Genomic DNA, 21,299 nt, shown 5'->3' with positions numbered 1-21,299 from the left:
CTTATTTCTTTCCAAAAATAAATCTGTCATTCTCTGACAAATCCTTTATAAGCAAAGCTTCTGAAAAGCCATTGCTGTAAAGTTCCAATGTTTCAGGACCTAATTTCTGATTAATTTCTAAAAACAATAATCCGTTGTTATTAAGATGCTTTTCTGCATCCTCTGCAATTTTCCGGTAAAAGATCAAAGCATCAGAAGTAGGGGAGAAAAGCGCCATTTTGGGCTCGAATTCTTTAACGGAATCAGCGATTTCATGCTCTTCTTCAATACCAATATAAGGCGGATTTGAAATTATGACATCAAACTCTTGTTCCAGATCAAAATTCAGATAATCACCATGAATGAAGTTGATTTCAAGCTGATGAAAATCTGCATTCTTTTTGGCCGTTTCCAAAGCTTTTTCAGAAAAATCAATAGAAGTAACTTCTGCCTGTGGAAAATATTTTTTCAGTACCAGAGGAATGATTCCGCTTCCTGTTCCGATATCCAGGATCTTTAACGTTCTTTTTGTCATTCCGAGGAATGAGGAATCTCGAAATTCTTCATTTCGCTCCGTTGCATTCAGCATGACATTGGTTTCCTGTATTTTTTGAATGGCAAATTCCAGCAGCTCTTCGGTTTCAGGTCTTGGAATCAGTACGTGCTCGTTCACGAAAAACTGCATTCCATAGAATTCGGTTTCTCCTACAATATGCTGATAAGGTTTACCGGTTTTTAATTCTGAAATAACCTGTAAAAGGCTTTGTTCATCCTGAATCAGTAATTCCTGATCGGAAAATCTTCTTTGATGAAAACTATCAAAGCCTACGATCTTCTGAATAAAAACAGAACATAAAAAAGCGCTTTCAGATTCTGTATAAAGCTCAGAAAGCTCTGCTTTAAAATGTCTTTTAAACTCTAAAATTGTCATTTATCTCGTAAAAACCAGTTTTGTATCTGTAGATTTTTCTTCATCAATCCTGTAGCCTTCATAATTGAATGCTTTTACATCATCCAATGTTTTAGCGTTAGTTTCAGCACAGAATTTTACTACTAAACCTCTTGCGTGTTTGGTATAAACAACGATCGTCTTTAGCTTTCCATCTTTTAATTCATAGAAATCAAAATCAATAACTTTATGGTTTAGTTTCTTTCTGTCAATTACTTTCCCATATTCGTTACTGCATAAATGAAGGAGAATCTCATTCTTTTTCATTTCCGTATTCAGCTGTTCCGTCACTTTTTCTCTCCAGAATTCATACAGGTTTTTATACTGATCAAATTCAAAAGGACGGCCCATTTCAAGTCTGTAAAGCATTACTTTGTCCGACGGTTTTAAAAGTCCGTAAAGCCCGGAAAGTATTCTGTAGTTTTTCTGTAAATAATCTACCGCATCTTTGTCGAGTGTTTTGGCGTCTAATCCTCTGTAAACTTCACCTGTAAATGCATACATCGCGGGAGCAGATTCTTTAGAACCGGGTTTTGTTTTCCATTTCTGGTTTCTTTCCCAATTCTCATCTGCCAGCTTGGGAGAAATCTCCATGAGTTCAGACAGATATTTGGGAGATTTTTGTTTTAAATAAGATTGTATATAAGCTGCTTCTTCAATGAATTTTGGAGTAGTAGCCCTCAACAGATCGGTTGAGTTTTCTACATTCATTAATTTAGCAGGAGATGTTATAATTTTCATAAAAAGTCAAAATTTAATTTCAAGTTCGGCATGAACTTTTGAATCTGGAATTACAATATTCCTTTTCCCTGACGGATAATTTCCGGCTCACCGGAAGTAAGATCCACAATGGTAGAAGCTACATTATCTCCATATCCGGAATCAATGACGATATCTACCAGATGATTATATTTTTCAGCAATCAATTCTGGATCGGTAGAATATTCAATAATTTCATCATCATCTCTAATGGAGGTAGATGCAATAGGGTGACCTAATTTTTCAACGATGAGTTGCGGAATAGAATGATCAGGAACACGGATCCCGATGGTTTTATGTCCTTTATAAGCTAAAGGTAAGCTTTTGTTAGCTTCCAGAATAAAGGTGAATGGTCCCGGAAGATGACTCTTTAAAAATCTGAATACTGAAGTATCAATAGGTCTTGTAAAGTCCGAAAGATGGCTTAGATCATTACAGATTATAGAGAATTGAGCTTTTTCCAGCTTAACTTTCTTCAGCTGGGCCAGCTTTTCCATGGCTTTGATGTCAAAAATATTACAGCCCAATGCATAAATTGTATCGGAAGGATAGATAATAAGTCCGCCATTATTCAGGGTTTTAATGACCTCATTAACAAGGTTTTCCTGTGGATTTTCCGGATAGATTCTTAATATTTTTGCCATATAACAAAGATACAAATTATAAAATAGTTTTCATAAAAATCCTTTATTTAAAAGAAAAATTAGGATTTTAAAAATATTGTCGTATATTTGCATCACAATATCGCGGGATGGAGCAGTAGGTAGCTCGTCGGGCTCATAACCCGAAGGTCATCGGTTCGAGTCCGGTTCCCGCTACTAAAATAAAAGAGAATTACAAACGTAATTCTCTTTTTTATTATTTCTATAGTTATTCTTTAGTGCATTATAAAAAAAAATCCCACTCTTTAAAAGTGGGATTCTTATTATTTTGCTAATTCAGCGTATGGTCTGAGTTTATAATCATCAGATTTTGGCTGTTCCAAGAATTCTTTTTTCTGAGTTCCTTTCATTCTCTGTGCTGCATCGCTTGCTGCGTAATAAGCATCACCCAGTTTTTTTGTAATTTCTGACGGAGTGAAATCTTTCTTTACATCACTGTCTACACCGATATATCCGTTTTTCTTTGTAACATAAGTGATATAATTGTTATAGTTAATAAATGTATTTCTTAAATACTGAGTGTGATACTGCATACATTTCTTTGCCTTCTTTGAAGAGTTATTCATGATACAGTTAGACATATTTCCGTTATATAGCCAGAATTCTGATTGTAAAATTGCATATTCTTTTCCCAGTGCAGTTTTTCCGTTGGTGTAAATGCTGCTGTCTCCTTCCTTATCCGCAATATTTTTAAGATGCTCAAGAACCAAAGGAACCGTGTTTTCTATTTTTGTTTTAGCTTCCCCTATCGCGCTGAAGTCTGCTGCAGGAGAATTCTTTTGTGCAGTCGCTACATTAAAAGCAAGCAGTAATAGTACAATCAATAAATTATATCTTTTCATGAGAAATTTTTAAGCCACTAAAATAAATATATTTTCTCAGTTTTAACAACTTCATTTTAATTTTATTTAATAAAATTTAACATGTTTTAAGGATTTTTAGTGTAATAAAGCATTTTTTGTGAAGAATGAATATATCGGAATATTTGTTTTTGTAAAAAATATGGAAATAAGTTTAAAATTATTGTTTTGATTATCAGGTATTTAATGTTTTAATTTATTCTATCACTAAAAAAATAGTTGTTCAAAAGGAATTTAATTCTATATTTGTATAACTAATTTGTTAGTGATATAGAATGACCTCTATATTATAAAAGTATTAAACATCGGGATATGAAAATTCAAACTCTTACGAAAGCTGAAGAACAGGTAATGCAATATGTATGGAAAATAGAAAAAGGATTTTTAAAAGACATTCTTGATCTTTTTCCAGAGCCCAAACCTCATACCAATACAGTTTCTACAATATTAAAAGTATTGAAGGATAAAGAATTTGTTGATTATAATGTAATCGGGAGACAACATGAGTATTTTCCTTTGGTGACTAAAGAGCAATATTCAGGAAAGACGATGAAAAGTCTTGTGAAAAATTATTTTAAAGGCTCTTATAAAAGTGCAGTTTCTTTTCTGGTAGAAAAAAATGAAATGAGCGTGGAAGACCTGGAAATGTTATTGAATGAGCTTAAAAAGAAAAGCTAATTAAAAGAGAGGTCTCTGTAACATTTTCAAAGGTTCAGTTGTCTTAAAAAGACAAAGCATTAGCGAAAAGAGCAGAGTATTAATCTCCATAAAAACATAAACAATGACAGCATTTATTATAGAACTATTTTTTCAGCTGTGGAATTGGTTGATCTCTATATTTTAGAGAACTGATCTGTGAGAAGCTGAAAAGCCATAATATTATTTGATTAAATAATTACCAAATCATGGAAGCATTATTTTACATTCTAAAAGTGATGATCTGTTCAGGGGTTTTACTGGGATATTATTATCTCTCGCTCAAGGACAAAACTTTTCACCATTACAATAGGTTTTACCTGTTGTTTTCGATACTGATTTCTTTACTGCTTCCATTGATAAGGCTTGAAGATTTTACCATTGAGGTCAATCAGAATATCTATATGCTGATCGATACAGTGCAGAACTTTAATCCTTCTGAAAACACAAATACCCATGAAAACTTATATTATACATTCACTTTTTCAGTTTTAGGAATCATTTCCGTGTATTTTTTAGGGAAATTCATTTATGGAACCTTTAAAATACATGCACTGAAAACTAAATTTGAAAGAGAAAACATAGAAGGGATCAACTTCTACCGCACCGATCTTACCGATGCTCCTTTTTCTTACTTTAAAAACCTTTTCTGGAAGAATTCCATTACACTGAATTCAGAAATAGGAAAGCAGATCTTAAAGCATGAAATGGTTCATATCGAACAGAAGCACACCTTTGATAAGATCATTTTAGAAATCATTACCTCGGTATTCTGGTTCAACCCATTCTACCATTTGATAAAAAGAGAAATTAATTTAATCCACGAATATCTGGCTGATAAAAAAGCCGTAAAACAATCGGACACCAGAGCATTTGCGCAGATGCTATTAGCAAGTCACTTTTCCGGAACAGAGTTACCTGCCACGAGTCCTTTTCTAAGTTCGAATTTAAAAAAACGATTAACAATGTTACAGAAATCACAGACAAAATTCGGTTATGCGCGAAGAATTTTAGCCTTACCGGTAGTATTCACAGTAGCTTTTGCCTATATGGTAAATGCTAAGAACAAAGAAATAGCCAAAACGAATCTTGAAATAGAGAAAGCAGTTTCTCAGATTAAAAAAGATACAATAAGACCTGATCATCATAAAAATGAATCGGTTAGAGTTTATAAAAAAACAAATGATGAGAAAAAAATTGCGGAATTGGGTAAAAAGATCGAAGAAAAAAGCAAAGCGCTTAAACAATTAAGGCCTGAAACTAAAGAATTCGATAAAAATGTAGAGGAAATAGCACAGCTTTCCGGAGAAATTGCAAAAATTACCAGCTCAGAAAATTTTGGAAAGTCATTGACCAGAATTAAAATTAATGGTAAAGAAATAAATGCTGATGAATACTTCAATTCGGATCAATGGAAAAATCAACTGAAGGATGTAAAAAATTTAAAAATTGAAATGCCGGATTTCCCGGAATTTGAAAAATCCGTATTTGTTGTTCCCGCGCCGCCAAATGCTCCTGATGTTCCACAGGTAAGAGTATTTAAGCATAATAATGTATTCAGGTATCCTGTTTATGGCAAAAAAGCTGAAAGAGAAATGAAGAGAGCCAGAAAACTAGCAGAAAAAGCAAGGGAAGCCGGTGAAAAAGCAAGAATTGAAAGTGAAAAAGCGAGATGGGAAGGAAACAAAACGAAATTAGAGGGCGAAAACAGAAAATATATTGCTTATGATTTTAACTATTCTAAACCAGAGGTTATTAAGATTACGGCAAATTCGATGGTAAGAAATCTTGACGGGAGTAATTTTAAAGCTTCAGGAGTGAGTAAAATTGATGGAGATGTTTCAAGAATTTACGTTAACGGAAAAGATGCGTTTAATGAAAATATGAAAATTATTATAGATGGTAAAGAATCCTCAAGAGAAGACCTGAAAGCATTAAAGTCTTCTCAGATAGAATCTATCAATGTAAAAAAGAATATGGAAAACGGAAAAATGGAAGGTGAAATTTCTATCAATACAAAAAATAAGAAAGACGAGCTATAATATTAATCATGGAAGCATTATTTTACATCTTAAAAGTGATGATCTGTTCAGGCGTTTTACTGGGATATTATTATCTCTCGCTCAAGGACAAAACTTTTCACCATTACAATAGGTTTTACCTGTTGTTTTCGATACTGATTTCTTTACTGCTTCCATTGATAAGGCTTGAAGATTTTACCATTGAGGTCAATCAGAATATCTATATGCTGATCGATACAGTGCAGAACTTTAGTCCTTCAGAAAACACAAATACCCATGAAAACTTATATTATACATTCGCTTTTTCAGTTTTAGGAATCATTTCCGTGTATTTTTTAGGGAAATTCATCTATGGAACCTTTAAAATACATGAACTGAAAACCCAATTTGAAAGAGAAAACATAGAAGGGATCAACTTCTACCGCACCGATCTTACCGATGCTCCTTTTTCTTACTTTAAGAACCTTTTCTGGAAGAATTCCATTATACTGAATTCAGAAATAGGAAAGCAGATCTTAAAACATGAAATGGTTCATATCGAACAAAAGCACACCTTTGATAAGATCATTTTAGAAATCATTACCTCGGTATTATGGTTCAACCCATTCTACCATTTGATAAAAAGAGAAATTAATTTAATCCACGAATATCTGGCTGATAAAAAAGCCGTGAAGCAATCGGACACCAGAGCATTTGCGCAGATGCTGTTAGCAAGTCACTTTTCCGGAACAGAGTTACCTGCCACAAGTCCGTTTCTAAGTTCGAATTTAAAAAAACGATTAACAATGTTACAGAAATCACAGACAAAATTCGGTTATGCGCGAAGAATTTTAGCCTTACCGGTAGTATTCACAGTTGCTTTTGCCTATATGGTAAATGCCAAAAACAAAGAGATAGCCAAAACGAATCTTGAAATAGAGAAAGCAGTTTCCCAGATTAAAAAAGATACCATAAGACCTGATTCTGGTGAAGATATAGACGATCTTTTAAATGAACAATTGAGAAAGGGAGATTTTTATAATGAAGCTTTGAAAGAAGACGAAGAAAGAATTAATAAAATTACCCAGAAAATTAGTGAAAAGAGTGAAGAAATTCAAAAACTGGTAAAGTCTAAAAAGACTAAGACACCGGAATTTGAAGCCAAAGAAAATGAAATTGAAGCTTTATCCAGACAAATTGATGAAATTGTAAACTCGGATAAGTATAAGAAAAACATGAAAGCTCTTGAAGATCATTATAATAATGCTGGAAAAATCATTGAATCACCAGAATTCAAAATGAAAATTGCTGAAGCAGAGAAGAAAGCTAAAGAAGCAGAAGCTATGGTCAACTCGCCTGAATTTAAAAGAAAGATAGAAGAAGCTGAAAAAGAGGCGAAAAAAGCAGAGGCTATGGTAAATTCTCCCGAGTTTAAGAGAAAAATAAAAAGGGTTGAAAAGGCTGCAAGAAAAGCAGAGAAGGAGGCGGAAAAAATAGGAGAGGCCACACAAAAAGAGCTGGAAACATTCTATAAAGATGCTGAGAAGAAAAGACAGGATGCCGTAAAAAAATCTGCTGAAGATAAACAGAAACTTACAAAAACGATAGAACTGAGCCGAAGAGAATATGCTTTTGATGAAAAGTTTCCTAAAAGCAGGGATTATGAAAAAAAGCCTTTGACTGAAACTGAAAAAGAGCTATTGAAAAAAGAAGCAAAAAAAATACAGGATTTGCATCAAAATACACCTAACAAAAACAATTTTGCGATCTTTAGAATAGATAATAGTTTAAATAAGATTGTTGATGTGCACGGAGCTGAAGTTAAAGCTGAAAATAATAAAAAATCTCCTGTAGGAAAAACTGCTTTATTTATGATTAGTGTTGATGTGCCTGAACTGTATGTCAATGGAAAAAAAGTAAGCAGAGAAGAATTTATGGCGTATCAAAGTGATCCAAAGGATATTAATTTGCCTGCGAATATCAAAGTTTTTAAAGTAGATCGTGTAGCAGGGAGCAACAATAGATCTTATGCTAAAAGAATGGAGATTATCACCTATTAATTTGTAAAAAATGAAAAAACTTTTAGTCTTTAGTTGTATCTTGATTGGAATGATTACCAGTGCTCAAACCAACAGATTCTTTTATGAATATAAGTTTATTCCTGATATCAATGATAAAACGGATATAAAAACGGAAATGATGTATCTGGATATAGATAAAAACGGATCTTCTTATTACAGCCGTGATAAATATATTGCTGATTCCACACAAAAGGCTGATCTGGAAAAGCAGATTAAGGCATTTTCAGGAAGTATAAACATCAATAAAAGAGAAAAACCAGGCCAGGTATCTTATAGAGTAACCAAGTCTTATCCTGATTTTAAAACTTATCTTTTCAGAAATATTTCCAGCGATTCTTATAAAATAAAAGAAGATAAAAAGCCTGAATGGAAAATACAGTCTGAAAAACAAAAAATTGGAGAATACACAGCTCAGAAAGCCACTACAAGTTTTGGCGGAAGAGAATGGATTGCCTGGTTTGCCAGTGATCTTCCTTTCCAGGACGGGCCGTATACTTTTTACGGATTACCGGGACTAATTGTTAAAATAGAAGATACAACAGGTTCTCATGTAATGACTCTGGTAGGGAATAAAGTCCTTCAAAGTAGTAAAACTGAGGATAAGGAGCTGAGCTTACCAGAAAATATCAAATTATTCGGTATGGGAGGCAAAGAAATTGAAGTGACGAAAGATCAGTTTAAAAAAGCATGGAAAGCATACGTAAATGATCCTACGAAAAATATGAGGGAAATGATGATGAAAAACGATGGCAATACGAAAATGGTTTTTAAAACAAAAACAGCTGACGGGAAAGAGATTTCAGATCCAAACCAGGTGTTCAGGGAAATGGAAAAAAGAACCAAAGAAGGTTTAGCAAAAAATAATAATCCTATCGAACCGGACCTAGTAAATTAAATACATATATTTTCTAATTGAAGCAGGAGTGATAAAATTTTCCTGCTTTTTCTTTATACAACAAACCAATCCAGTTTAATAAAAAAAATTATCTTTGAAAAAAAATCAATATGAAGAGAATTATTTTGGGAGTTTTTTCTTTTTTTAGTGTTTTCATGCTGGCTCAGAATCAGCGTTTTATTTATGAATACAAATTTGTAGCAGACTCTACGGACAGAAGTAAATCTGATCAGGAGATCATGTATCTGGATATCGCTAAAAAAGGATCAAAATTCTACAGCAGAAAAAGCTTTACTGCAGATTCAATAAGAGAAGACAGAATCGCAAAAAATATGCATGATTTTAGCGGAATAGATTACGGGAAAATATCTTTCACCGTTGAGAAATCATATCCTGATTATAAAGTTTTGTTTTTTAATCAATTAGAGGTGGATCATTATAAGGTAAATGACCAAAGAAAAATGGATTGGAAAATACTTCCTGAAAAAGAAAAAATTGGTGAGTTTAATGCCCAGAAAGCAAATGTAAGCTTTGCAGGCAGACAGTGGACTGCCTGGTTTGTGCCCGATCTTCCTATTCAGGATGGACCCTATAAATTTCACGGACTGCCGGGAATGATTATTAAAGTAGAGGATAAAACCCAATCTCACTCTTTTGTCCTGAAAGGCATTGCAAAAATTCCCGATAATCAGGAATGGAAAAGTGATGCAGAAAAGAAAATATTCGGAAACCTGTTTGAAGTAGATCCGGATAAATATAAAAAGCAGTTTTTTGATTACAGAAATAATCCTACCAAAGGGATGCGACAGATGATGTCTGGAAACACGAAAGTAACTATAGTAGACGAAAGCGGAAAGCCTCTGGACCCCGAAAAAATGTTTAGAGAACTGGAAAAGAAAGCGAAAGAAGAAAATGCAAAAAACAATAATGTTCTTGAATTATATTTACTCAGATAAAACAAAACGCGCGAAACTGAAAGTTTCGCGCGTTTTTTATCTTGAACTTAAAGAAAGATTCCTTAAGCTAATTTCTGAGAATCTGCAATAAACTGAGCCAATCCGCTGTCTGTTAACGGGTGTTTCAACAAGCTCAAGATCGGAGGCAGTGGAGAAGTGATTACATCTGCACCAATCTTCGCACAGTCGATAATATGCATAGAGTGACGGATAGAAGCTGCTAAAATTTCAGTTTCATACATATAATTATCAAAAATCAGTCTGATTTCCTGAATTAAATTTAATCCGTCAGTAGTAATATCATCTAATCTTCCCAAGAAAGGAGAAACATAAGTAGCCCCTGCTTTAGCTGCTAAAAGAGCCTGTCCCGGAGAGAAAATCAAAGTACAGTTCGTTTTGATACCTTTATCAGAAAAATATTTCAATGCTTTGATACCATCCTTAATCATCGGGATTTTTACCACGATATTCGGGTGGATTGCCGCCAATTCTTCCCCTTCTTTAATCATTTCCTCATACGTAGTCGAAAGAACTTCTGCAGAAATATCTCCGTCTACGATTTCACAGATTGCTTTGTAGTGATTTTTGATCGCTTCAGCTCCCTGAATACCTTCTTTTGCCATTAATGAAGGATTGGTAGTAACCCCGTCTAAAATTCCAAGGTCTTTAGCTTCCTTAATCTGATCTAAATTGGCTGTGTCAATAAAAAATTTCATTTGTTTTCTAGATTTATTGGTGCAAAGATAATGATTCCTTTGTGAGTGGAAAATTAATTTAGAACGAGATTGGGATTCCTGCTTCTGGTTTTTCTATTAAAAACTTAATGCAATTAATTTAAAGATAACATTAATTACTTAAAATTCCCTCAGCTTGGAGGGTGGCGAAAATTCAAAGAATTTTTGACGGGGTGGTTTAAAAATAATTAAATTTATAACAATGAAAAACCTCTTCACAGCAAAACTAGAAATCATCGGGATCAACCCTTTTGTTTTTATCCCTGAGGAAATTTTAAATGAAATTTTTGAAGCTTCCGGAAGAAATAAAAGTCCGATTCCGGTAAAAGGAACTGTAAACGGTAAAGAATACGCGCAGAATCTCATGAAATATCTTGGAGAATGGCGATTGTATATCAATATGATGATGCTCAAAGATTCTCCGAAAAGAATAGGGGAAATTATAGAAATCTCTGTTGAATACGATAATTTGGAGAGAACAATTTCCATTCATCCCCAATTGGAGAAAGCGATACGAGAAAATCCAGTTGCTTTAAAAAATTTTGAAAGTTTAATTCCTTCAAGGAAAACAGAGCTTATCCGCTATATCAATAATCTTAAAACTGAAATAAGTATTCAGAGAAATATAGAAAAGATTATAAAGCATTTGCATGGTGAAACTGATTTTTTCGGAAAGAAAATAAATTAAAAAGGTTCAGAAATTAATCTGAACCTTTTTAATTATCTATGAATTTAAAGCTTTATTCAATTTTACAGCATCCTCGTTAGTAGGGTCATACTGTAAGGATTTGGCAATATGCTCTTTTGCTTTATCTGGATTATTTTTCTGCTCAGAAAAGGCAAGATAAAAATAAGCATACGCTAGGTTTTTCTTATTCTGTTCAACCTCTTCCGGTTTTACTGTTGCTATATACTTTTCATAGGCAAGTTTTGCATTTACATCATCTTTTGCAGATTGATAAGCATAAGCCTGGCTATAATATGATGGTGCCCAATCCGGAAGTAAAACAGATATTTTTTTCCAGGTATCTATTGCATTGGTCCAATCTGAAGCTTCCTGATAAGCAGTGGCTAATTTTGCCAAGGCATTGGCATCTTTTGGATTAGCTTCAACTTGTTTTTTAAGACCATCAATAGTAGCATTGCCTGCATTTTGAACTGTTTTCTGAGGATCTGCCTGTTGTGTTGTCTGGGCGTTTGCCAAACCTAAACCTCCTGCGAATAATAAACCTAAAATCAGACTTTTTGCGTTCATTTTAATCATTTTCATAACATTATATTTTCGAATTGTGATACAGAAAGTTCAAGAATAATTCCATAAAAATCTAAATTTTAGAACCCTTAAGTTTTTTTAGAAAATATTAAGAGGATTAAATGTTTTTTTATCGAAATTTTTGATTCGGTGCGGTTTCAGTTATCTTTGTATTTGAACATTTAATCAATATTTTTATATGAATATCATATTGGCTTCCACTTCCACACTTTTCGGAGGAGAATATCTGGAGTATTTAAGAGAAGAATTAATTCAGTTATACAGCGGAATAGATGAAATAGTATTCATTCCTTTTGCGAGACCAAGCGGAATTTCTCATGATGATTATACGGCAAAAGCACGCTCCTTTTTTGAAACCAACAACATCAAAGTCAAGGGGCTTCATGAGTTTGAAGATAAAATAGAAGCTTTAAATAATGCACGAGGATATTTTACAGGAGGCGGAAACACTTTTTTGCTGGTAAAAACTTTGCATGAAGAAGGAATAATGTCTGTTCTAAAGCAGAATATTGAAAACGGAAAACCCTATTTGGGATGCAGTGCGGGAAGCAATATCGGCGGACAAAATATGAAAACTACGAATGATATGCCGATTGTTTATCCGCCAAGTTTTGATTGCATGGGATTGGTTCCTTTTAATTTGAATCCACATTATTTAGATCCGAATCCTGATTTGAAGCATAATGGGGAAACAAGAGAAACAAGAATCAAGGAATTTTTAACGCAGAATGACCTAAAAGTTGTGGGGCTTCGTGAAGGAAACTGGATCAGAAGAATGGGAGACAGGATTACTGTTGAAGGCAACGAATTGACCCGGATTTTTGAAAAAGGTAAAGATCCTTACGAGATTGAGGCGGGTGCTGAACTGTAATTTTATTTAATTATATTTGAATTAAATAATGTGGTTTTTGGATCACATTTTAAGGTAAAAGAATACTTCACTTCGTTCAGCATCTCATAAAAAGAAAATAAAACGCAATGAAAAAAACATTTGCAGTTCTTACTTTATCAACACAAATTATTTTTGCTCAAAATATATCAGAGAAATTGGATGCAGCTGCAAAGAATCTGATGAATTCTTCTGGAGCAATTGCTTCCAATCTGTCATTTTATGTATCGGATGAAGAAGGGAAACTCATTTATGAATATCAGGGAAATAAAGGCCTTTCTACGGCTTCTACCCAGAAAATATTTACAGCAGCTGCAGCTTTGGAAACATTAGGCAAAGATTACACCTATAAAACGACTTCGAGCTATTCAGGAAATATTTCAGGTGGTAATCTGAACGGAAATCTCTTTATCAGTTCTAATGGAGATCCTACCTTAGGAAGCTGGAGATATGAATCTTTTAAACCCGAAAACTTTAAAAAGAAACTGATTGAAGCTATAAAAAATACCGGAATTACAAAAATTTCAGGAGATTTGGTTATTGATGATTCTTATTTTGACCATCAGACGATTCCCGGAGGCTGGCCTTGGGATGATCTTGGGAATTATTACGGAGCCGGAGTATGGAGTGTGAACTGGAGAGAAAATCAGTTTGATGTGAATATCAATGGAACAGATTTTAAGAACTTTTCTTATCCTTTGGCCGGAATAAAGTGGCTGAATGATCTGAAAACCGGAGGGGATTCTGACCAGAGCCTGATGTTTACAGCGCCTTATTCCGATGTCGCTTTAATCAATGGGACTTTACCTGCAGGAAAAGTTACAACCGTTTCGGGCTCAGTACCGAATCCGCCTTTGCAGTTAGGAACAGAAGTAAAGCAATGGCTAAAAGAGTCGGGAATTGATTTTTCAGGAAAAGTAATTACCAATTCTCAGCTTGAAATTGAAGGAAAAGCAATACTATCTTCACCTAAAAATAATATTATTCTTACTTATCAATCACCTACATTAGATAAAATAGTGTATTGGTTTCTGAGAAAAAGTGTGAATATGTATGGTGAAACTTTAGTTAAAACATTAGGAAAAGAGAAAAAGGGTGATTCCAGCTTTAAAAGCGGAGTTGCCTATCTAAAAGAATTCTGGAAATCAAAGGGAATTAACGGAAATATGATCAATTTTGCCGATGGAAGCGGACTTTCTCCTCAAAATTATGTTTCTGCAAAAGCAGAAGTTCAGGCATTATTGTATACCAAAAAACAGCCTTGGTTTAATGCTTATTATGAAGGCTTTCCGGTTCAGGATAACGGTCTTAAGATGAAAAGCGGAACGATGAAGGATACCAAATCTTTTGCGGGTTTTCATACGGCTAAAGATGGAAAAAAATATGTATTTTCGATTATCATCAACAATTATCAGGGAAGCGGAAGTACAGAACTTCAAAAAATCCTGAATGTTTTAAAATAGCTTGCTTTGAAAAAGAAATCCATATTTTCCAGATTCAACAACTGGTTTATTTTTTCTCTTATGACGCTGGTCGTTGTGTCTATCGTTATAGCATCAACGTTGGTCGTTAATTATTTAAAGAAAGAAGAAGTAAAAAGGGTTGATATTTTGGTGAATGCTATCAAATTTCAACAGGAAGTGACCACTCCCAGTCTGGAGGTTCAGGAATTGCTTTTGACGATCTACAGTTCTAATACGACAATTCCGCTCATTATTTTGGATAATAATGACCAGCTTATAGAATACAAGAATTTACCTAAAGAGATCAATGATAAGCCCAACGAAATTATTGCTTTAGCCAAAAGAATGGAAAAAAAATATCCGGCCATTGAAATAAAAATTTTGCACGGAAATAATCAGTTTGTGTATTATGATAATTCAAGAATTCTTAATAATCTTCAGTATTTTCCTTTTTTATTAGGACTGTTTGTGCTGTCTTACTTCTTATTTTCTTTTTGGTTTCTGAGAACCATTAAGAAAACTGATGAAGGGTATCTTTGGGCTGGATTAGCAAAAGAAACGGCACATCAGATTGGGACGCCTCTTTCTTCAATGATTGGATGGATGGAAATTATGAAGCTCGAAAATCCTGAGTCTGAAGGTGTACACGAGATTGAAAAAGATATTGAACGCTTACGTACCATCTCGGAAAGATTTTCTAAAATAGGTTCTGTTCCGGAGCTTAATGATAAAAACTTGAATGAAACCATTCAGGAAAACTATGATTATCTGAAAACGAGGATTTCAAAAAAAATCAATTTTACGTTACATCAGCCTACTTATACTATTTTGGTTCCGCACAATAAAATACTGATGAGCTGGGTGATTGAGAATCTGGTGAAAAACGCGGTAGATGCAATGAAAGGACAAGGAAATTTGCTCATGACCGTTTTTGAAAGAAATAAGAATATTATCGTTGAAGTAAAAGACGACGGAAGCGGAATGACGAAGCAACAGGCAAGAAATGCCTTTAAGCCAGGATATTCTACCAAAAAACGTGGTTGGGGATTGGGATTGTCGTTAGCTAAAAGAGTGATTCAGGAATATCACAACGGAGATATTAAAATTGTTCAGACAGAAGTAGGAAAGGGAACTACGTTCAGAATTACGATCAGAAAAACTGAAGGGGAAAAAGTTTAAGTATTTATTATAACACCATAAGGAAATTTGTCATTCAGAAAGGTGCGAAGCAGATTGATGAATCTAAAAGATTCCTCGATTCCTCGGAATGACAGATTTTGGAAGGATATTTTATATTCTTTTTAATGAATTTCACCTTAGTATTCTTAAAATCTTAAGGCACCTTAATGGTTAAGTTAAACTACTTTATAAATAAAAAAGCGAGGAAATTTCCTCGCTTTTCGTTTATTTTTTACCGGTTAACCATTGGTTTTGCAGCTTTTGTTCTTCTGCAGTCGGACTAGATTTAAACTGAAGACTTTCCATCGTCATTTTGTCAAGAATAGCTTTTCCTTTCAGCTCCATTTTAGTATTGTTTCTTAAAATGGTTACTGTAACGTTTTGCCCTTCCTTGATGGTTTTAGAATAATCAATAAACGCCTGTACATTTTGGATATTGATTGTTTTGCCATCTAACGCAACAACTTCATCCGTAGCTTTGAAACCGATGCTTTTTGCAAATGGGGATAACGCCGAACTTTCATCAAAAACAAATGTATTATTCTTATCATTATACCCGGTTTGGTTAGGATCTTTGATAAACCAGAAAATAGGTGGAGTTTCCTGTTTTTTGATCTCTACACCCACCATACTCAGGTACTTTTCATACGGTGTAGGCTCGCTTCCTGCAATATATTTGTTGTAAAAATCTTTTACCTGTGGATAACCTGTAACCGCTACCAGTTCGTCAACAAGCTGATCATCTTTGAACGGTTTATTTTCTCCGAATCTTTGGGAAAGTTTGCGTATCATATCGCGGTAACCCATTTCTCCGTTGGATAATTTTCTTAATTCAATATCAAGACACATCGCAAGAAGGGCTCCTTTTTCATAAACATTCCTGTACTGGTCTTTATATTCATCCTTAAGAACATTTTTACTCATTACCGTAAAAGGCATTGTGTCGTTGTAGTTCTTAGAATTAGCAATTTTCTCGCTCATTCTCTGAAGGAATTCATTTTTGGTAATCAGTCCTTCCTGGATCTGGAATAGATTAGCAAAATACTCGGTTCCTCCTTCATACATCCATAAATGCTGAGACATTTTCGGGTCTGCATAATCAAAGTAGTGAATTTCCTCAGAATGGGTCTTTAAAGGATTTACCGTATGGAAAAATTCGTGGGAAACTACATCCGTAATAGTTTTATCGATTGCCTCTTTAGGCATCATTTCCGGCAATACAACACTGGTGGATTCATGGTGCTCCAATGCTCCGAAACCTTTAATTTGCGGTCCTTCTCCTCCTGAAAGGTAAAGCATGATCGCATATTTTTTATTGGTATTCATATCACCCAAAAATTTCTTCTGGGCAATGACCATTTTTTCTAAATTATCTTTAAAATCTGCCGCTTTGTATTTTCCCGTCGGAGAATAAACTCCTAGCACAAGATCCATTCCTCCTGCGTTGAATGTAATGTAGTCGGGTTTGGTATACATTAATGGAGAATCAGTTACTTTCGCATAATTGGCTAAGGTAAATGTATCCGTAGATTCAGACTTATCCTGATCTACCAAAGCTGTGGTTCCGTAAAAATCAGTTGGTTTCTGAATGATCAGCTGATAAGGCACATCCTGCATATTATCGATATATCCGATAAAACCGTGAGTGTTGATCAGATAAACTTTTCCTTCTTCAATATCAGTTCCTGAAGGAGAAAATACCGCTTTGTGCTTTGAAGTATCCATTTCATCATCAAAGCTGTCGTTGACCAGGTAAGTGACTTTGCTTAAGTTCTGAGCATTTTTAAGAGAGTAAGTATTGTCATTAACTTTTGTAAAAGCGATTTCTTTTCCTTTATTGTCAAAAAACTTGATCCCTTCTACAAATCTTCCGTAATCGTCTACAGAATAGGTTCCTGGTACGGTTTTAGGAAAATGGAATTTCACATCTCCCGATTTCATTTTCGGGAATTCCATCGTTACGGCAACTTTATCGTTTTTTACATTGACAAGATCAATGGTTGTCTTAATAGATTGGGCATTAAGCCAGAAAGTGGCTAAAATCCCTAAACTAAGTGCAATTTTTTTCATTGAGTTTAAATTATAGTTAAATAGTTGTTTTTTTATTGATTTTGTTACGAATTGATGTATTAAAGTTTTCTTAAAACTAAAATTAGGAATATCAAAAAAGAAGAGCAAACTTTCAATTTTGCTCTCTTGTATTCATTATCTATTAAGCTTTTACATAATTAATGTAGTAAGCATTATTGAATTCAACGGGAGTACCTTTCTTCAGTTTTATGGTCTGCCATTCTTCTGTCGGATTAATAACCTGCTCTCCATCAATTTTTACAGGAAGTTTGAAGTTTTTAACCACATTTGTATAACGGAATTTCAAGACATTGCCGTTTTGAGAATATTCCAGTGTCGGGATTTTTGTTGTTCTTAAATACTGGTTAAATATGCTTGAAAAATCCATTCCGGCTTTTTTTGAAATGTAATTTTCAATTTCTTCAGTAGTAACTGTTTTATGATAAAAGTCTTTATTTAAACCTCTTAAGATCTGTCTGAATTTTTCATCATTATCAATCACCTGGCGAATGGTATGGATCATACTTGCTCCCTTATAATACATATCTCCGCTTCCCTCATTTCTTACCCCGTATTTCCCGATGATCGGAATATCGTTTTCTATACTGGTTCGAATACCTACAGCATAGAGGTCTGCCGATTTTTTATCCATATATTTTTCGGTAAAAAGAACTTCGGAATACATCGTGAAACCTTCATGAACCCACATATCTGCCTGATCTTTTGCGGTAATATTATTGGCAAACCATTCGTGGCCGCTTTCGTGAATGATGATATAATCCCAGTTGAGTCCGACTCCCGTTCCCGAAAGATCATTTCCCAAATATCCGTTGAGGTACTGATTTCCATAAGCTACATTGCTTTGGTGCTCCATTCCCAAATACGGAGAATCTACCAGTTTGTAGGAATCCTCATAAAAAGGATAGGCCCCAAACCAATATTCAAAAGCGGAAAGCATAGGTTTCACCTGTTGGAATTGTTTTTTAGCCCTCTCCAAATTATAGTCCAAAACCCAGTAATCAAGATCAAGTTTTCCTTTTTCTCCGTTAAAAGTATCTTTAAAGTTTACATACTTTCCAATATTCGGAATGATAGAATAGGCATTGATTGGATTTTTTACTTCCCAGGTGTAAGTTGTTTTATCACCAATAGTTTTTGTATTAATTAATCTTCCATTTCCGACACCCACCAAATCTTTTGGAGTGATAATTTTCATCACAAAGCCGTTGTCAGGTTCATCGCTCCAGATATCTTTTGTAGGCAGCCAGATTGATGCACCGATTCCTTCATCAGCAACACTCATCCAGGGATTTCCGTTCTGGTCGTTTGTGAAAACCCAGCCTCCGTCCCACGGTGCGTGTTTAGCAATAGTTGGATTTCCGGAATAAGTGACATCAATTGTATATTTTTCTCCTTTCTTGAAACTTTTTTTTGCTTTAATCCAGATGAAATCACCTTCCTGTTTGTATTCTGAGATCGGGAAGCTTGCAGTTACCTTATCAGCCTTCATCGGTTGTTGTAGATCAATCTGAAAGGTCGGATTGGTAACGTCTTTAATAATTTCAAAACTGATCGTATTATTCCCTTTAATGCTTTTTTGAGTAAAATCAGGTTCAACAGATAAGTCATATTTCTTTACATCCCAAAAGTTTCGGAATATGGTATTGGAGCCTTTTAAAGTATCCTGTTTCGTGAAAGTTTTATCTTTCTCAAAGAATTGTCCAAATACAAGTCCCGAAGCAAATAAAAGGGTGTATGTCAGTTTTTTCATTTGAAATTAAATTAATGGATCAAAAATAAATAATTAATCGATTCTAAATTTAGGAAGTTTAAATTAATCGATTTCTTGATTAGACGGGAGAAGTGAAGTTTTGTTACTTTTTAACATATAAAAAATCCCGCAGATTGTTCTGCGGGAATATATTTAAGTGATCTTTAATCAGTTTTGAACTGCGGGAAGATTACCTTCACGCTTCTGAACTTTTTTATAAGTATAAGAGCACATCACAATACTAAATTCATATAATAATAATAGTGGCAATGCAGCCATCATCATACTTAAAACATCAGCTGGAGTAATAATTGCCGCTACCACCATAATTAAAACGATAGCATGTCTACGGTAGGTTTTCATAAACGTAGGAGTTAAAATCCCGATGGAAGTAAGGAAATAAATAAGGATCGGAAATAAGAAAATTACTCCCATTCCTAAAACAACCTGTAAAAATAGTGTCGTATAATCGCTCAGATCATATAGCGGAACGATTATATCTGAAATCTTAAAAATAACCCCAAAGTTAACCGCAAAAGGAAGAATTAAAAAATATCCGCATAAAACTCCTGTCATAAATAGAATCCAGACAGAATTGATGATAAAGATTGAGTTTTTTCTTTCTTTCGGATGCAAGGCAGGACTGATAAATCTCCAAAGTTCCCAGACAATATAAGGAAATGCTGCAACCATTCCTCCAAAAATAGAAACCGCCATCATGACATTAAACTGTTGATAAAGTTTACTTGCACGAACAGGGAAGTCTTTTGGAAGATGAATACTGTCTTCACCCAAAAGCATCTTGGAAAAGTGATTGACGATCTCGAACGTTGGAAAATCGTTTCTGGTAGGACCAAAAAAGATATGATCCATAATCCAATTGATGTTAAAGCCGACAACCAAAGCCGCAATGATAATCGAAATAATCGAGCGGATAAGGTGACCTCTTAATTCTCCAATATGCCCAAGGAAGGACATGTCTTTAGCATCACTCACAGAATAATATTTTTAAGGCTTCAAATTTATGAAATATTTAAAGAAGTTAAATGAATAGAAATTAGAAGTTAGTTTATTCCTTCATCCAACAATTTATGCAGATCAATAATTCCGAAATATTTTCCGTTTTCTGTTACTACAAGCTGTCCGATATTATTCTCTTTTAAAATTTTCATAGCATCTTTTGCCAAAGCAGTTCTTTCAATTGTTTTGGGTTGAGCAGACATGATGTCTTTTGCCTGTACTTTAGAAATATCATCCCCTTTCATTAACATTCTTCTTAAATCTCCGTCTGTGATCACTCCAATGATCTCATCTTCATTCGTTACAACTGTAATCCCGTGTCTTGAGCTGCTGATTGAAATAATGACATCTTTAATCGTATCATTTTCCGTAACCTGTGGTTTTTGTGAAGAAAGGAAATCATTCACCTTTGAAATCAGATTTTTACCTAAGCTTCCTCCCGGATGGAATTTTGCAAAATCATTCGCTCGGAAATCATTGATTTCCATTAATGAAACGGCTAAAGCATCTCCAAGAGCCATTTGTAATGTGGTGGAACTTGTAGGAGCCAGCTTGTTAGGACAAGCTTCCATATCTACATGAGTATTTAAGATAATATCGGAAGATTCTGCCAGTTTACTGTTTTTATTTCCCGTCATCCCGATCAGTGCAGAGGAATAATCTTTTAAGTAAGGAACAAGATTTACAATTTCAGGCGAGTTTCCGGATTGCGAAATACATAACACAACATCCTGCTTTTGAATTACTCCTAAATCTCCGTGAATGGCTTCCGAAGCATGAAGAAACTGTGAAGGAGTGCCCGTAGAATTTAAAGTGGCCACAATTTTATTTCCAACGTGCGCCGATTTTCCTATTCCTACTACAATTAATTTTCCCTGTGCAGAATGTATAATCTCTACAGCTTTTACAAAATCTTCGTCAAGTCTGTTTTTTAGTTTTTCAAGCTCTGAAATCTCTATTTCTAAAGTACTTTTTGCTATCGAAATGATATTGGCTTTTTCCATTTTACTTTTATAGGGCATACAAAAAATCTCTTAAAAAATGTTATATTTTAAAAAGAATA

Annotated in this window: 19 protein-coding genes and 1 tRNA gene; 10 read left to right on the top strand and 10 right to left on the bottom strand. The window is 34.2% G+C overall.

Going from position 1 to position 21,299, the window contains the following annotated elements:
* Nucleotide 1: 1 nt before the first annotated feature.
* Genes prmC through MKS83_RS03860 form a run of 3 tightly spaced genes read right to left on the bottom strand, consistent with a single transcriptional unit; the run spans nt 2 to nt 2,331 of the window.
* Nucleotides 2–910 carry a peptide chain release factor N(5)-glutamine methyltransferase gene (gene prmC / locus MKS83_RS03870; protein ID WP_240582042.1) on the bottom strand — a complete coding sequence of 303 codons (909 nt, stop codon included), beginning with the start codon at nt 908–910 and terminating at the stop codon, nt 2–4.
* Nucleotides 911–1,669, bottom strand: a complete 759-nt coding sequence (yaaA, locus tag MKS83_RS03865; RefSeq protein WP_240582041.1) for a peroxide stress protein YaaA — start codon at nt 1,667–1,669, stop codon at nt 911–913.
* Nucleotides 1,670–1,719: 50 nt separating this feature from the next.
* Nucleotides 1,720–2,331: an L-threonylcarbamoyladenylate synthase gene (locus MKS83_RS03860; protein ID WP_240582040.1), complete on the bottom strand. Its 612-nt coding sequence runs from the start codon at nt 2,329–2,331 to the stop codon at nt 1,720–1,722.
* Between the two features lie 101 nt (nt 2,332–2,432).
* Between MKS83_RS03860 and MKS83_RS03855 the strand changes: the two genes are divergently transcribed.
* Nucleotides 2,433–2,505 (top strand) — tRNA-Met (locus MKS83_RS03855).
* 107 nt (nt 2,506–2,612) lie between these two features.
* Here MKS83_RS03855 and MKS83_RS03850 read toward each other — a convergent pair.
* The gene (locus MKS83_RS03850) at nt 2,613–3,191 is read right to left on the bottom strand and encodes a hypothetical protein (protein WP_240582039.1); all 579 of its coding nucleotides are present in this window, start codon (nt 3,189–3,191) and stop codon (nt 2,613–2,615) included.
* Between the two features lie 330 nt (nt 3,192–3,521).
* Here MKS83_RS03850 and MKS83_RS03845 point away from each other — a divergent pair, with 330 nt between their 5' ends.
* From MKS83_RS03845 to MKS83_RS03825, 5 genes are all read left to right on the top strand, one after another.
* Nucleotides 3,522–3,887 carry a BlaI/MecI/CopY family transcriptional regulator gene (locus MKS83_RS03845; protein WP_039369404.1) on the top strand — a complete coding sequence of 122 codons (366 nt, stop codon included), beginning with the start codon at nt 3,522–3,524 and terminating at the stop codon, nt 3,885–3,887.
* Nucleotides 3,888–4,114: 227 nt separating this feature from the next.
* A complete protein-coding gene (locus MKS83_RS03840; RefSeq protein WP_240582038.1) occupies nt 4,115–5,947 on the top strand; it encodes a M56 family metallopeptidase in 1,833 nt (610 codons plus the stop codon).
* 8 nt (nt 5,948–5,955) lie between these two features.
* Nucleotides 5,956–7,965, top strand: a complete 2,010-nt coding sequence (locus MKS83_RS03835) for a M56 family metallopeptidase (protein WP_240582037.1) — start codon at nt 5,956–5,958, stop codon at nt 7,963–7,965.
* A 10-nt stretch (nt 7,966–7,975) separates the two neighbouring features.
* On the top strand, nt 7,976–8,881 hold the full coding sequence (locus tag MKS83_RS03830; protein ID WP_240582036.1) for a GLPGLI family protein: 906 nt from the start codon (nt 7,976–7,978) through the stop codon (nt 8,879–8,881).
* Between the two features lie 110 nt (nt 8,882–8,991).
* Nucleotides 8,992–9,837, top strand: coding sequence for a GLPGLI family protein (locus tag MKS83_RS03825; protein ID WP_240582035.1), 846 nt, complete (start codon nt 8,992–8,994; stop codon nt 9,835–9,837).
* Nucleotides 9,838–9,899: 62 nt separating this feature from the next.
* Here the strand turns inward: MKS83_RS03825 and fsa are convergent, their stop codons facing one another.
* Nucleotides 9,900–10,553 (bottom strand): fructose-6-phosphate aldolase, encoded by a 654-nt coding sequence (fsa, locus tag MKS83_RS03820; RefSeq protein ID WP_240582034.1) that lies wholly within the window; start codon nt 10,551–10,553, stop codon nt 9,900–9,902.
* 220 nt (nt 10,554–10,773) lie between these two features.
* Between fsa and MKS83_RS03815 the strand changes: the two genes are divergently transcribed.
* The gene (locus tag MKS83_RS03815) at nt 10,774–11,259 is read left to right on the top strand and encodes a YdeI/OmpD-associated family protein (RefSeq protein WP_240582033.1); all 486 of its coding nucleotides are present in this window, start codon (nt 10,774–10,776) and stop codon (nt 11,257–11,259) included.
* A gap of 36 nt (nt 11,260–11,295) precedes the next feature.
* Here the strand turns inward: MKS83_RS03815 and MKS83_RS03810 are convergent, their stop codons facing one another.
* The gene (locus MKS83_RS03810) at nt 11,296–11,841 is read right to left on the bottom strand and encodes a hypothetical protein (protein WP_240582032.1); all 546 of its coding nucleotides are present in this window, start codon (nt 11,839–11,841) and stop codon (nt 11,296–11,298) included.
* A gap of 181 nt (nt 11,842–12,022) precedes the next feature.
* On the opposite strand from MKS83_RS03810, the gene pepE reads away from it, so the two are divergent.
* The 3 genes from pepE (at nt 12,023) to MKS83_RS03795 (ending at nt 15,375) form a co-directional block, all read left to right on the top strand.
* Nucleotides 12,023–12,715: a dipeptidase PepE gene (gene pepE / locus MKS83_RS03805; protein WP_240582031.1), complete on the top strand. Its 693-nt coding sequence runs from the start codon at nt 12,023–12,025 to the stop codon at nt 12,713–12,715.
* A 107-nt stretch (nt 12,716–12,822) separates the two neighbouring features.
* Nucleotides 12,823–14,196, top strand: coding sequence for a D-alanyl-D-alanine carboxypeptidase/D-alanyl-D-alanine-endopeptidase (dacB, locus tag MKS83_RS03800; protein ID WP_240582030.1), 1,374 nt, complete (start codon nt 12,823–12,825; stop codon nt 14,194–14,196).
* Nucleotides 14,197–14,202: 6 nt separating this feature from the next.
* Nucleotides 14,203–15,375: a sensor histidine kinase gene (locus MKS83_RS03795; RefSeq protein WP_228424236.1), complete on the top strand. Its 1,173-nt coding sequence runs from the start codon at nt 14,203–14,205 to the stop codon at nt 15,373–15,375.
* 225 nt (nt 15,376–15,600) lie between these two features.
* Here MKS83_RS03795 and MKS83_RS03790 read toward each other — a convergent pair whose 3' ends face one another.
* The 4 genes from MKS83_RS03790 to MKS83_RS03775 all read right to left on the bottom strand — a co-directional run bounded on the left by MKS83_RS03790 (nt 15,601) and on the right by MKS83_RS03775 (nt 21,240).
* The gene (locus tag MKS83_RS03790) at nt 15,601–17,445 is read right to left on the bottom strand and encodes a peptidase M61 (protein ID WP_240582029.1); all 1,845 of its coding nucleotides are present in this window, start codon (nt 17,443–17,445) and stop codon (nt 15,601–15,603) included.
* Nucleotides 17,446–17,587: 142 nt separating this feature from the next.
* Nucleotides 17,588–19,216: a M1 family metallopeptidase gene (locus MKS83_RS03785; protein WP_240582028.1), complete on the bottom strand. Its 1,629-nt coding sequence runs from the start codon at nt 19,214–19,216 to the stop codon at nt 17,588–17,590.
* 168 nt (nt 19,217–19,384) lie between these two features.
* Nucleotides 19,385–20,212, bottom strand: a complete 828-nt coding sequence (gene tatC / locus MKS83_RS03780; RefSeq protein ID WP_240582027.1) for a twin-arginine translocase subunit TatC — start codon at nt 20,210–20,212, stop codon at nt 19,385–19,387.
* 68 nt (nt 20,213–20,280) lie between these two features.
* Complete coding sequence (locus tag MKS83_RS03775) at nt 20,281–21,240, bottom strand: SIS domain-containing protein (protein WP_240583165.1); 960 nt, start codon at nt 21,238–21,240, stop codon at nt 20,281–20,283.
* Nucleotides 21,241–21,299 lie beyond the last annotated feature (59 nt).

It is taken from the genome of Chryseobacterium sp. Y16C (assembly GCF_022488405.1).
In the GTDB taxonomy this organism is placed as follows: domain Bacteria; phylum Bacteroidota; class Bacteroidia; order Flavobacteriales; family Weeksellaceae; genus Chryseobacterium; species Chryseobacterium geocarposphaerae.
This window is presented reverse-complemented; position numbering and strand designations above follow the sequence as displayed.

Coding starts and splice junctions, on each gene's coding strand:
- dacB (WP_240582030.1), top strand. CDS start 12,823: ATGAAAAAAACATTTGCAGTTCTTACTTTATCAACACAAATTATTTTT.
- MKS83_RS03860 (WP_240582040.1), bottom strand. CDS start 2,331: ATGGCAAAAATATTAAGAATCTATCCGGAAAATCCACAGGAAAACCTT.
- MKS83_RS03845 (WP_039369404.1), top strand. CDS start 3,522: ATGAAAATTCAAACTCTTACGAAAGCTGAAGAACAGGTAATGCAATAT.
- MKS83_RS03825 (WP_240582035.1), top strand. CDS start 8,992: ATGAAGAGAATTATTTTGGGAGTTTTTTCTTTTTTTAGTGTTTTCATG.
- MKS83_RS03810 (WP_240582032.1), bottom strand. CDS start 11,841: ATGAAAATGATTAAAATGAACGCAAAAAGTCTGATTTTAGGTTTATTA.
- MKS83_RS03790 (WP_240582029.1), bottom strand. CDS start 17,445: ATGAAAAAAATTGCACTTAGTTTAGGGATTTTAGCCACTTTCTGGCTT.
- MKS83_RS03830 (WP_240582036.1), top strand. CDS start 7,976: ATGAAAAAACTTTTAGTCTTTAGTTGTATCTTGATTGGAATGATTACC.
- MKS83_RS03785 (WP_240582028.1), bottom strand. CDS start 19,216: ATGAAAAAACTGACATACACCCTTTTATTTGCTTCGGGACTTGTATTT.
- MKS83_RS03850 (WP_240582039.1), bottom strand. CDS start 3,191: ATGAAAAGATATAATTTATTGATTGTACTATTACTGCTTGCTTTTAAT.
- MKS83_RS03815 (WP_240582033.1), top strand. CDS start 10,774: ATGAAAAACCTCTTCACAGCAAAACTAGAAATCATCGGGATCAACCCT.
- MKS83_RS03840 (WP_240582038.1), top strand. CDS start 4,115: ATGGAAGCATTATTTTACATTCTAAAAGTGATGATCTGTTCAGGGGTT.
- MKS83_RS03835 (WP_240582037.1), top strand. CDS start 5,956: ATGGAAGCATTATTTTACATCTTAAAAGTGATGATCTGTTCAGGCGTT.
- prmC (WP_240582042.1), bottom strand. CDS start 910: ATGACAATTTTAGAGTTTAAAAGACATTTTAAAGCAGAGCTTTCTGAG.
- yaaA (WP_240582041.1), bottom strand. CDS start 1,669: ATGAAAATTATAACATCTCCTGCTAAATTAATGAATGTAGAAAACTCA.
- MKS83_RS03775 (WP_240583165.1), bottom strand. CDS start 21,240: ATGGAAAAAGCCAATATCATTTCGATAGCAAAAAGTACTTTAGAAATA.
- fsa (WP_240582034.1), bottom strand. CDS start 10,553: ATGAAATTTTTTATTGACACAGCCAATTTAGATCAGATTAAGGAAGCT.
- pepE (WP_240582031.1), top strand. CDS start 12,023: ATGAATATCATATTGGCTTCCACTTCCACACTTTTCGGAGGAGAATAT.